We start from the raw sequence: 12492 nt of genomic DNA on the forward strand, positions 1-12492 counted from the left end.
GTAATATTAACTTATATTTTATTTCTACGTAGAAAGGAGACTAGTAATCTGTGACCATTAACTTAACTGATCTCTTTCCATCTTTCCGCTTTGTCATCGAGGAACCACTTTCACTTCCTAACGACGTATATATTTATGAAGATTTATCACAAAAAGGCTGGATCGTGATCGACCAACACGAAGTTTCAACACGAGATCACAAATTGCTGTGCAGCCTCTTCAACTATGTAACAAATGATTCTTTCTCTCTTAAAAATTCTGAATCTACGCATTGGATGCGTTACTTGGCCGGCACTGGACCTTCGATGTTACTTACTAGTGAAGAGATGCGTATTATCCAATTGACTTTCTCTACAGAAGGCATGGATAGTGCAAGCATGAAGGAAGCAGTACAAGCTTTCTTCGGAGATGAAATGATACTGTTGCACCCTTCTCCCCATACAGCATTTCTTATTGAAAAAAAAGCGCATTATACATACTCAGCAGATGATTTCAGCTCATTTGCAGCTGTCTTGGAAAACGACTTTTTCAGTAAACCAAGACTATATATCGGCAAGTTCCATAAAGCCGATTCAGACTTCCCTATTAAATTCCAAACAGAAAAAGACTTGTTCTCAAATTCGATTTCCCGTTTACCAAGTGAGCGTATTTTTACGATGGAAAAGATTTTCCCGTCCTTACTTACAGATTCATTATCGGCTGATCTACAGGCAATCCTTCAGAACGAAGTGCTCATACCACTACTCGAGGAAGATGAATTATTGAAAACGGTTCGTTACTTTTTCGAAAATGGATTTAATGGCTCTGTCACTGCTGAGAAGTTGCACATTCATCGAAATACGCTCAATTATAGGCTAACAAAATTCCAAGAGATTACCGGCTTATCTGTCAGGAATTTTGAAGGGGCACTCGTCGCTTACTTTGCGAGTTTACTCGCTTCAAAGCAATAATTCAATGTGCACTATGCACTCGGCTTAAACGTTGTGCACTATGTCCATACATCATTTTCTGTACATTCAGTATGATGAAGTTACATACAAAATTAGGGGTGAGGTAAATGGGAGAAGTAGTTCTCGATGGTATTTATAAAAAGTATGGGGATGACGCGGTAGCCGTGTCTGATTTCAATTTACAAGTGGAAGATAAGGAATTCATCGTACTCGTAGGACCTTCAGGCTGCGGGAAATCAACGACGTTGCGTATGATTGCAGGGCTTGAGGAAATTACAGAAGGCGAGCTTCGCATTAATGGAAAAGTGATGAATGACGTGTCACCAAAAGACCGTGACATTGCGATGGTGTTCCAAAACTATGCACTTTATCCCCATATGTCCGTTTATGATAATATGGCATTCGGGTTAAAGCTGCGGAAGTTTTCAAAAGCGGAAATCGACAAGCGTGTAAAGAACGCATCGAATATTCTCGGCTTGGACGATTATTTAACGAGAAAGCCAAAAGCGTTGTCTGGGGGACAACGTCAGCGTGTTGCACTCGGACGAGCGATTGTCAGAGATGCAGGGCTATTCCTAATGGATGAGCCTTTATCGAACTTGGATGCGAAACTGAGAGTTCAGATGCGAGCTGAAATTACAAAACTGCATGCTCGTCTAGAAACGACAACAGTATACGTAACGCACGACCAAACGGAAGCGATGACAATGGCGACACGTCTTGTCGTTATGAAAGACGGCCTCATTCAACAAATCGGCACACCAAAAGAAGTATACGAAAATCCGGAAAACGTTTTTGTTGGCGGATTCATCGGCTCCCCTGCTATGAACTTTTTCGAAGGTGAAGTAATCGATGGACATTTTGTAGTCGGGGATACTTCACTCCGCGTTCCAGATGACAAACTACTGCTATTAAAAGAGCAAGGTGAGTTGAACAAACCGATAACGCTTGGGATCCGTCCTGAACATATATATGATAACCCGGAAATGCTTAGCAACTTGTCGACTGCCCATTTGCATGTACTCGTCGATGTAGCAGAATTGACTGGTGCTGAACTCATGGTCTATTCGTCAATTGGTTCTCACCCGTTCGTTGCCCGCTTAGGGGCAGATACGGATATGACGCCTGGGCAGCAAGTGACACTTGCCGTTGACATGGACCGCGTACATTTCTTCAATAAGGAAACAGAAATGCGTATTCGATAACACGCAAGAACCCCCTCATTCGACTAGGAATGAGGGGGTTCTTCTTCATTTTACACAACGGGCCAACGCACCTTGCAAACCAGCCTCGCCTTTATGAATACTACCTTCGATCCGGTTTTCTTTCCCCTTGAACAGTTCGTGTACCAAAAGCTTACTGAACTTTTTGCGCACAGCTTCGACGAGTGCAGGATGTTTATTGAAGATGCCGCCACCGAGGACAATGCAAGACGGATCGACAAACAGCAAAATTTGATGAAGTTCGTTCGCAATCGCATGTACCGCTTTATCCACAATACTGACTGCCCGTTGATCCTCTTTATAATAATAATCCATCATCTCTTTAAGCGTCAGTTGAGGATCACCAAAAACGATACGCCCGAAGCGTTCCATACTATTGCCAGAAACAGTATTCTCCAATGTCGCTCCGTCTTCATCTACTAATGCAAAACCGACTTCACCAGCCATTCCGGCACCGCGCAAAAAGCGCCCCTCACTAATCGTGCAACAGGAAATCCCTGTACTGAGCGTCAAATAGACAAACGACTCATGCGTGGAACCTCGAGCCGCAAACTCGCCCCACGCCGCCATATACACATCATTATCGACAATAATTTCAGCATTCGTAAACAGTTCCGACAATCTTTCTTTCAGGGGAAAATCGCGCCATGGCAAGTTATTTTGGAAAATGGCAATCCCCGCATCCACATCTACGATACCGGGTATACCGAGCGACACTCCAGCAATCTCGCTCAACGAGATCTCCTGATGTTTACAAAGTTTCTCAAACGACTCGACAAGTGAAAAATAAAGCTTTTCTCCATCTTCGTTTTCACTCCGAATTTCATGGCGCTCAACTAGTGCGCCTGCTTCATCAAACAAAGCTGTCGCAAGTTTCGTGCCGCCGATATCAGCTGTCAGAATATAGTTCATAGCTCAAACCTCCGTTTACAATTTTACAACTTGCGTCAAGTTGCGCGGCTTATCCGGATCAAATCCAAGACGGATCGCGCGGTGATACGCGAGTAACTGTAATGCAGGCATATACACCGCATGACGGTTCCTGTCAGCGATTTCGTCTGTCAGTATAATTTGTTCATCCGCTTGGAAACCTTCAGCGAGAGGACCCATTGCCAGTATATGTCCACCAAGACGCTGAATATCTTTTACCAGTTCCTGATCATATGCAGCCGTTTCATTTTGTGCAAGCAGGATGACTGCCGTTGACTCATCGACGATTGAGATTGGCCCGTGACGGAATTCAAGGCTTGAATAGCTTTCACATTCTGTTTGGGTCATTTCTTTTAATTTCAACGTAGCTTCTTTTGCCAAGCCGTTGTAGGAACCTGAACCGAGGAATATGAATCTTGTTTTCGTCAAATCATCTGCGAGGGATTTTGTCGCATTCTCATCCATTATAGTAGATTTGACAATTCCAGGCACTTGTTTGAGTTGTGCCAAGTCCTGTTCGGAATTATTCTGTTTTGCCGCATAGAGTTGCAATGCATATAACATGTTCGTGAATGACTGTGTCATAACTACACTTTTCTCTGAAATATGGTCAAGCGCAATGACTTGATCGGCCGCTTCAGCCATCGGTGTATTGGAATTGCATGTAAGTGCGAGCGTACGCAAGTTGTCGTTGCCTTTTAGATGATCGAGCGCAAGAATGATTTCAGATGTTGTGCCTGATCTTGAAATGCCGACAATCAGGTACTTTTTATCCGGCACGATGAGTGTGGACGTGTGTAGGAATAGCTCCGATGCCGGTACGGCTGCGGCGAACTGCCCTGTGACGGATTGGTAGATTTTTGCGGCTGATGATGCAAGGTAAAATGACGTGCCGCAACCGGTGAAGAGGATTTGGTCTACGCTGTTTTGGTCGAAATCCATGTTTTTTAGTATGTCGTATGTTCGTTGTAGCTGGTCTGCCTGATTGATGATTTCGTTATGTGTATGCATGGTGATTCTCCTATTCCAATTGTATTATTAACACGATAATTTGCGCTTCAGGCGGACGCTTTTCGGGGGGGCGTACGGTGAGCCTCCTCGTTCGCTACGCGACCTTGCGGGGCCTCACCTGACACGCACATCCCCAGAAGTCGCCGCCTTCCGCTCCAATCATCTAGATGCCACTTTATAAAATGCTATCTCTATTCTTCAACCCTAACAATACTAATCTCGTCCATAAAAGCTTCTACATCATTAATTTCAATGTAACCGATAGCTTTATGCATGGCGTTGGATGTGCCGCTTGCTACTGCGCGTTTATAGGTTGCTTCGATGTCTTCGCCTGTAGCGAATCCGTATAGGAGGCCTCCGACGAATGAATCGCCACTGCCTACTGTGTTGACGACGTCTATTTTAGGAGCTGTGATTTTGTATGCCCCTAATTCATTGATGATAAGGGCTCCGTTTCCGCCTAGTGAGAAGCAGACATGTTCGATTCCTGTTGCGACAAACTGTTTTCCTGCTTCAATTAAATCGGTTTCTGACAAGTCGTTTTTCCCAAGTATAGCTGCGATTTCTTCTTCATTCGGCTTGATGGCGAATGGTTTCGCTTCGATGCCGAGTTTCAATGCATGTCCGCTACTATCTAGAACAGCTTTTGCTCCGTTTAAATGGATGATGTTGATCATTTGCTTGTAGGCATCAGATGGAACCCCTTCAGGAAGGCTTCCGGATAATGCAAACCATTTTGTTGTTTTGGATTTCTTGTCGAGCCATTTCAACATGTCTGACCATTCGTCACGCGAGATGACTGGACCGCTTTCAAGTAGTTCAGTTCCCCGACCGTCCGAGCCGTCGAGAATAGTGAGGCATACTCGGTTTTCATCAGCAATGCTGATCATTTCATTTGGCAATGCACGTGCAGTAAGCAATTGGCAAATCTTTTCCCCGTTAGCACCGCCTGCAAACCCGCCGACGTCGACTGTAGCGCCGGATGCTTGAAGCACTTTGGCAACATTCATTCCTTTTCCGCCTGCATCTTTCGTTACGGTAGAAATGCGATTTACCCCACCGATTTCTAGTGAATTCACTTCATAGATTTGATCGATTGCCGCATTCAATGTAATGGCAGTGATCATCGTTGCAGCATCCTGATTTTCTGTTCAACTAGTTCCGTTAATGCAGCGCGTGCCGGAAGGAAATATTTACGTGGGTCATTTTCAGTTGGATTGTCGATGAAAAACGAACGGATTTCATTTGCGAACAAATCCTTTAATTCAGTAGAGAAATTCACTTTACTTACGCCTAAACCAATTGCCTTCTTCACACTTGCATCCGGTACCCCTGAAGCACCGTGCATAACGAGCGGAATATTCGTCGCTTGGCGAATTTGATCGAGCAAGTCGAATTGTAATTCCGGTTCTATTTTATAAGCACCGTGCGCTGTACCGAAGGCAGGGGCGAATGAATCGATACCTGTTTCCTGTACAAATCGTCCGGCCATCTCTGGATTTGTGAATAAAGCACTTGCTTCATCGACTTTCAGATCATCTTCTACTCCACCGATTGTTCCTAGTTCAGCTTCTACAGGAACGTTTACAGCTTTCGAGACTTCAACAACTCGCTTTACTAGAGCGATATTGTCTTCAAAGGGCAATGATGAACCATCGATCATAACTGATGTATAACCGCTTCTCAAGCATTCCATCACATTTTCGAGCGATTCCCCGTGGTCGAGATGCAAGGCAACAGGAACTTTCGCTTGTGCAGCTGCAGCCTTTGCAAGTGCAACCATATAAGGCATGCCGATGTACTTGTATGTACTGGAAGTCGTCTGCAAAATGACAGGGGCATTCGCCTTTTCTGCTCCCGCTATGATTGCTTTCATAATTTCAAGGTTGTGCACGCCGAATGCGCCAATTGCGTATCCATTTGCATAAGCATCTTCCATTAAATGTTTCGTAGTGACTAATGTCATTTGAAAACCTCATTTCTATTAGTGGGTTGTTGGTACAAGTGGTTGCAAAAGCTTGGACACATAAACGAATTTATGTGCCCTATACTAAATCCGTATAAAATCTGCATCGATCCCCTCTGACGATGGAAATGCAAAATTCAACGGGCGTATCGTTTGTATCGTAAGCTGTTCTTTCAAGCAGTAAAGCTGGTTTACCAACTTCTGTCTTCAAGTGGATACTTTCATGTTCACGTATTAAAACCGGTTCGAATGCTTCTTTGGCACGGACGACAGTAACACCGTATTTTGCGGCCAACAAATCGTACAAAGAAGTCCCTCCGACTTGTTGTAAATCGTCTTTATTCATTACGATCGATTTTGGCATATACGATGATTCCAAAATGATTGGTTCACCATCAGCGCAACGAATCCGTTTCATCATAATAACTGTTTCATCCGTCTGTAGTTGTAAGCCTGCTTGAACCGCTGCTGATGGTACAACTTCTTCCACTTTCAGCACAATATCACTAGGTTTGAATCCTTTTTCCTTTAACACTTGACTGAAACTGTAAAACCCGCCGAGTGATTGTTCGAATTTCGGGTGCGCAACGAATGTCCCTTTCCCTTGGATCCGGTAAAGCGTCCCTTCTTGCACCATTTCTTCTATCGCCTTTTTTGCTGTATTGCGACTCACGTTGAAAACGGTCATAAGTTGGTTTTCGGAGTCAATTTTATCGCCAGGTTTCCAGTCACCCGCTTTAATGCGCGCATCTAAACGTTCTTTCACTTGATAATAGAGCGGAATGATGCTGCCTTGATCTAGAGGTTTCATTGTGTTTCATCCTTTTTGAGTAGTTCTACTCTCCCAATATATCATCACTTCGCTTAAATTAACATAATTTAACGATTTTTCATATGTGAAGTCGATAGGTTAATCACTGAACGCGATATCGTTCATATATGCAATACGCCCTTTACAAATTGTTAGTGCGACGTCTCCTAGCTTATCGATAACGATTATATCTGCGTCTTTACCAACTTCAATACTACCTTTTCGGTCGTCAATCCGTAAACGCTTTGCTTGATTCAAGGATGTGACTTTCGCTTGCTCAGGTAGCGATAACTGTAGCCATTCAGCGGTGTTTCGGCGCGCTTCATTCATCGTAACAATGCTACCTGCTAATGAAGTACCCCCTTCAAGTGTACATTTCCCTTCGCTTACAGTAACCGTATTGCCACCGAGATCATAATTACCGTCAGGCATCCCTTTAGCACGCATACCATCCGTAATAACGAGAAGATGGTCGATCCCTTTCATCTGCAACACCATTTTCAACAAGTCCGGATGGAAATGAAAACCGTCCGGAATGACTTCGACATGTACTTGCGGATTCATTAATACGCCGCCAAGGACACCTGGTTCTCTATGATGCAGACCGCGCATCCCGTTGAAAAGATGTGTCGCGTGGGTAGCACCATTTTCAACTGCTGCATTCACTTCATCATACGTAGCATCTGTATGCCCCATCGATGCAATGACGCCTTGCTGTTGGAGCTTTTTCAACAATAAATGACTGTCATCCAGTTCTGGCGCTAACGTTACAATTCGGATAGTATTGCCTGATAATCTTTGCCACGCGTCGAATGTCTGAACGTCAGGTGTACGTATGCTCGATGCAGGCTGCGCACCTTTTTGAATTTCATTAATGAAAGGTCCTTCTAAATGGATACCGAGCATTTCAGGTTTGCTTCTCTCGTCGTTTTGACCGATAACCGCTGCAATATTTCGGAGTGCATCCTCTATTTGGATTGCCGGATTTGTCATTGTAGTCGCAAGATAAGAAGTCGTTCCTTCTCTCGCAAGCGTCTCCGCGATTGTATCGACAGCTTCCGGAGTCGCATCCATGAAATCAGCACCACCAGCTCCGTGGACATGAATGTCAATCATGCCAGGCATGACTGTCTTTTCGGTACAATCAAACCACTCCAAATCGTCATTGAGCTCTGGGCAATCATCCATCTGGCCAATGGATGAGATTTCCCCATTTTGAAGAAGGATGAATGCACGCTGAAGTACTTCGGTTTCCAATACGACAGTTGTGTTCACTAAACAGATTTTATCCATCATATAAATTCCTTCCTTTGCAATTTATACACTGCCATTCTCTACTTCTAGTGTACCATCCAACTCGCCTTTCATCTGAAATATCTTTGAAGACATCCAGCTTAAGAATAGGATTGTTACACTTATGCCGAAAAACGGAAGGAGTCCAGGGATAATGAGAAAAACCCTGTACAACACGAACAAACCGATAATAGATCCCGCCCCTTGTAACGGAAACGATAACGTCAAAAGGACGGATGTTGAAAAATAGCGTGTAAACGGCAAATTATAATGCGCATACACTTGGAAAATGTTCATGACGATTAATCCATACAGGACCATGATCATAATCATTACGGTCAGCAGGAACAAACCGGATAAGCCACCCATCGTTGTTACAATCCGAAAATTGATGACGAGGAAATACCCGATACCGATTAAGACAAGTCCGATTTTATTGGAAGCGATAAACTCATCTTTATAGGATATCCAATACGATTTGGCGAGTGTTTTCAAATCGTCTTCACCACGAAGTCTCTTTCGTATCGTCATGAACAAACCAACAGTTGCAGGTGTGATTCCAATGAAGACGAGTCCAAGCAATGTCAGTCCAATCCACATCATTTGAAGTACGGCAAGCATCGTTACAAATTCAACAAACTGATACAGTTTCGCTTTCCATCCTGTAATAGGCATTTTCGTCACCTCCTGTAAATGGTAAAGCTCGTACACTAGAGGACTTCCGCCGCCTTATGACGGGGATCCCCTTTGCTGTACAAGCCTGATTGTTTCTTATTCGTCTTTCATGCGATCATAAGCGCCTTGAGCAATTTCCATATATTTATCGACGCCCATCTTGTCGATTGTTTTCACATACTCATCCCACTTACTGAAGTCCATCTTGCCTGTAATAAATGCCGCAGTGCTTTCCTTAATGTACGTCTGGATGTCTGTCATGATGGCACCTACCTGATCATTCTCTTCTACTGTGTAGTTCAATCCTGGCAAAATGTCATCATCTTTAATTCGGAAAGGTTTAACCTTTTCAGCATTCAGGCGTGAATTATCTTTTGACTCCGCACCTTGGAAGAATTTCTGTTTGACGATTCCCGGATAGTAACCGCCCGGCCATGTGAGGTATTCACTAATCGCCTGGTCCATATTCAACCCGTCCGGATTGTCTGTAATTACATCCAAATACTTGAATTCACCTTTTTCATTTTCTTCATACGTCACACCTTCGAAGCCCATGAAGAACATTTTCGTTCCTTCATCCCCATAGAAATAATCCATCCAGCGGACCATCGCTTCCGGGTTTTCTGCCTTGTCTGTCAGTACGAACATACCCAAGTTTCCAAGTCCGTTGGATACGGCGTTATATGCACGCTCTCCATTAGGACCTTCAAGTACCGGCATGCCGACATAGCCGTCCAACTTCATCAATTCTTCGGGATCGATGGAATTCAGGAAGCCATATTGCCCTTTTGACGATTCCGCGGTGAACTCCTGAGGTGTTGTCGTAAAGACGTCTTTGTTAATTAGACCTTCACTGTATAACCTGTTCATATACATGAGCAATTCTTTGTATTCATCTGTTGTTGGAACGAATCGGAACTCTTCAGTCCCTTCTTTGAAGTCGAGATTAATATTCATGGAACCTTGTTTATTGAGACCGAAGCTTCCACGCAGGAAGTTGATGAACGTATCGATTCCATACCCGCCTCCCCAACCCATCTCGTCAGGCTGGCCGTTGCCGTTCGGATCATTTTCCTTGAACGCTTTCAGCACTTTATAGAAGTCCTCAGTCGTTTCAGGTTCTTTCAATCCAAGATTATCAAGCCACTCTTTCTTCATCCATGGTGCTCCGGCTCGTAATGCTTCGAACTGTGGGTCATAGATTGTCGGGAATCCATAAATATTGCCATCCGCCATCGTCACTCCTTGCTTGACGGAAGGATATTCATCGAGTAGTTTTTTGAAGTTCGGTGCATATTTATCGATATAATCGTTCAAGGGAAGGAAAATTCCCTGTTCCCCGTATTTGATAAGATCCGTTTTAGAGAATGCCGATGCGAAAAACACTTCCGGATAGTCTCCGCCTGTCAGCAGCAAGTTCCTTTTTTCAGCAAGCGCTTCTGTCTGGACAGTCGTCCAATCCATTTCAATATTTGTCATGTCTTCATATTCATTCCATAGCATGAGGTCGTCCCAATTTTGGGAAGCGAAAAACTTCGCTGCAAAGCCGTCCACTTTAATCGTTTCCTTAACGATCGGCATACCAGTTTCATTTACATTCCCTGCATTTGCCCCTTTTTCAATCGCTCCGCCTTTATCCGAACATGCCCCTAAAATACTAGCTGCAAGCAACATACTTGCTGCCATCCCCATATACCGTCTTTTTCTCATGAAATTTCTCCCCTTTATCATCCTTTTAGTGAACCAATCATGACACCTTTCACAAAATACCTTTGTAAGAACGGGTAAAGCATTAGCATCGGAAGGTTGGCGACGATCAGTACCGCATATTTCAATCCTTCCACACTCAATTGCTGTGCCAAAAAGCTCTCAGATGTCGTTTGGATCATGTCATCCATCTGACCTTGGATGAGGATTTGCCTTAGAATTAATTGCAACGGGAACTTGTCCTGATCTTGTAAATAAATCAACGCTTGGAAATAGGAATTCCAGTGGCCAACAGAGTAGAATAGTACCATAACTGCAATAACCGGGAATGATAGTGGAAGCACAATGCTCCAAAGAATCCTGAAATTTCCGCAGCCGTCAATCATGGCAGACTCTTCAAGCTCATGTGGAATGGCTTGGAAAAACGTCCGCATGATGATGATATTCCATACAGCTACTGCATTCGGAATGATCATGACCCAAAATGAATTGAGCATGCCTAAATCTTTAATAAGCAAGTACGTCGGGATCAGACCGCCACTGAAGAAGATCGTGAAGACGATGAATGCCATAATTACGCCGCGTCCTTTTAAATCTCGTCGAGACAGTGGATAGGCAGCAAGTATCGTCATAACGACGTTTAACGCTGTACCGACAACGGTATACTTGACGGTGTTAACAAACCCATTAATAATGTCTTTGTTCTTGAACACTTTCTCATATGCATCTAACGTGAATTCCTTTGGCCATAGCCACATCTCGCCAGAAATGACGTATTGCGGATTGCTAAGCGACGCACTTACGACGAACACTAGCGGATAAATGACGAGCAAAGCGACGATGGACAGGAAGATGTAGTTGAATATGATGAACGTGCGATCCGTTTTAGATTCCCTCATTCATGCCACCCCTTACCATAAACTTGTCTCATTCACTTTCTTCGCAATCTGATTCACCATGATGAGCATGATGAAGTTAATAAGTGAGTTGAACAGACCAACCGCTGCGGAGAAGCTATATTGTGCTTCTAAAATCCCGCTCCGATAGACGAATGTCGAAATGACATCAGACGTGGACATATTCAAATCGTTTTGCATCAGATACACTTTCTCAAAACCGACTGCCATAACCGATCCTGCATTTAAAATGAACAGAATGACGATCGTCGGCATGATTGCCGGAATGTTAATGTGGAAAATCCGTTGCAGCCGTGAAGCTCCGTCAATCATCGCAGCTTCATGCTGGGCAGGGTCTACTGCCGCAAGTGCCGCTATGTAAATGATCGAGCTCCATCCCATCGTCTGCCATACATCTGAGAACACATACAAACTTTTAAACCAACTCGGTTCTGAAATGAAATCTATCGGTGTGCCGCCAAACAGCTTGATAATTTGGTTAATCATGCCGTCCGTCTTTAAAAAGAGGAGAAGCATACCGACAACGACGACCGTTGATAGGAAGTGCGGTGCATAAATCACTGTCTGAACGAATTTTTTATATTTGAGACTCTTCACTTCATTTAATAGAAGGGCTAATATAATTGGAACCGGGAATGAAACAACGAGTGTGAACACGCCGATTCCAATCGTGTTTTTAATGAGCCGCCAGAAGTAGTAACTGTCAAAAAACCGCTCGAAATGCTTGAAACCTACCCACGGACTCCCAAGAATTCCTTTTGAAGCGATGAAGTCCTTGAACGCGATTTGCAAACCGTACAGTGGAAAATAATGAAAGACGAGAAAGTATAGTATTACTGGTGAAAGCAATACATACAGTTGCCAATTTTTCATGACCGCTTTCCGCCATCTCGACCGTGCTTTTCGCTTCACTTCCTTTTGCATTTGACGTTTTTCACTTTTCCCACTCACTTCATACTTCTCATTCGCTTCACTGACATTCGCCATACAACCACCCCTTTCGCTCTGA

At 43.9% G+C, this 12492-nt stretch carries 12 protein-coding genes; 2 read left to right on the plus strand and 10 right to left on the minus strand.

From position 1 onward, the window contains the following. Nucleotides 1-50 precede the first annotated feature (50 nt). On the plus strand, nucleotides 51-950 hold the full coding sequence (locus H9649_RS18040; protein WP_191694517.1) for a PucR family transcriptional regulator: 900 nt from the start codon (nucleotides 51-53) through the stop codon (nucleotides 948-950). A gap of 107 nt (nucleotides 951-1057) precedes the next feature. Next, on the plus strand, nucleotides 1058-2155 hold the full coding sequence (locus H9649_RS09555) for an ABC transporter ATP-binding protein (protein ID WP_191694518.1): 1098 nt from the start codon (nucleotides 1058-1060) through the stop codon (nucleotides 2153-2155). A 45-nt stretch (nucleotides 2156-2200) separates the two neighbouring features. Here the strand turns inward: H9649_RS09555 and H9649_RS09560 are convergent, their stop codons facing one another. From H9649_RS09560 to H9649_RS09605, 10 genes are all read right to left on the minus strand, one after another. Beyond that, nucleotides 2201-3085 (minus strand): ROK family protein, encoded by an 885-nt coding sequence (locus H9649_RS09560; RefSeq protein ID WP_191694519.1) that lies wholly within the window; start codon nucleotides 3083-3085, stop codon nucleotides 2201-2203. Nucleotides 3086-3100: 15 nt separating this feature from the next. Continuing rightward, nucleotides 3101-4114, minus strand: a complete 1014-nt coding sequence (locus H9649_RS09565; RefSeq protein WP_225229788.1) for an SIS domain-containing protein — start codon at nucleotides 4112-4114, stop codon at nucleotides 3101-3103. A 191-nt stretch (nucleotides 4115-4305) separates the two neighbouring features. Beyond that, nucleotides 4306-5241: a 1-phosphofructokinase gene (pfkB, locus tag H9649_RS09570; RefSeq protein WP_191694520.1), complete on the minus strand. Its 936-nt coding sequence runs from the start codon at nucleotides 5239-5241 to the stop codon at nucleotides 4306-4308. Next, entirely contained in the window at nucleotides 5238-6080 is an 843-nt protein-coding gene (locus H9649_RS09575) for a class II fructose-bisphosphate aldolase (RefSeq protein WP_191694521.1), read from the minus strand. Before H9649_RS09575 ends, pfkB begins: the two co-directional genes overlap by 4 nt. A gap of 79 nt (nucleotides 6081-6159) precedes the next feature. Then, entirely contained in the window at nucleotides 6160-6891 is a 732-nt protein-coding gene (locus H9649_RS09580; RefSeq protein WP_191694522.1) for a GntR family transcriptional regulator, read from the minus strand. A gap of 99 nt (nucleotides 6892-6990) precedes the next feature. After that, nucleotides 6991-8187, minus strand: a complete 1197-nt coding sequence (gene nagA, locus H9649_RS09585) for an N-acetylglucosamine-6-phosphate deacetylase (RefSeq protein ID WP_225229789.1) — start codon at nucleotides 8185-8187, stop codon at nucleotides 6991-6993. A gap of 21 nt (nucleotides 8188-8208) precedes the next feature. Continuing rightward, the gene (locus H9649_RS09590; protein WP_191694523.1) at nucleotides 8209-8859 is read right to left on the minus strand and encodes a YesL family protein; all 651 of its coding nucleotides are present in this window, start codon (nucleotides 8857-8859) and stop codon (nucleotides 8209-8211) included. A gap of 96 nt (nucleotides 8860-8955) precedes the next feature. Further along, on the minus strand, nucleotides 8956-10569 hold the full coding sequence (locus tag H9649_RS09595) for a type 2 periplasmic-binding domain-containing protein (protein ID WP_191694524.1): 1614 nt from the start codon (nucleotides 10567-10569) through the stop codon (nucleotides 8956-8958). Nucleotides 10570-10586: 17 nt separating this feature from the next. Further along, on the minus strand, nucleotides 10587-11465 hold the full coding sequence (locus H9649_RS09600; protein WP_191694525.1) for a carbohydrate ABC transporter permease: 879 nt from the start codon (nucleotides 11463-11465) through the stop codon (nucleotides 10587-10589). Nucleotides 11466-11477: 12 nt separating this feature from the next. Then, nucleotides 11478-12407 (minus strand): ABC transporter permease, encoded by a 930-nt coding sequence (locus H9649_RS09605; RefSeq protein ID WP_191694579.1) that lies wholly within the window; start codon nucleotides 12405-12407, stop codon nucleotides 11478-11480. Between the last annotated feature and the right edge of the window lie 85 nt (nucleotides 12408-12492).

Source organism: Sporosarcina quadrami (assembly GCF_014836615.1).
Lineage (GTDB): Bacteria > Bacillota > Bacilli > Bacillales_A > Planococcaceae > Sporosarcina > Sporosarcina quadrami.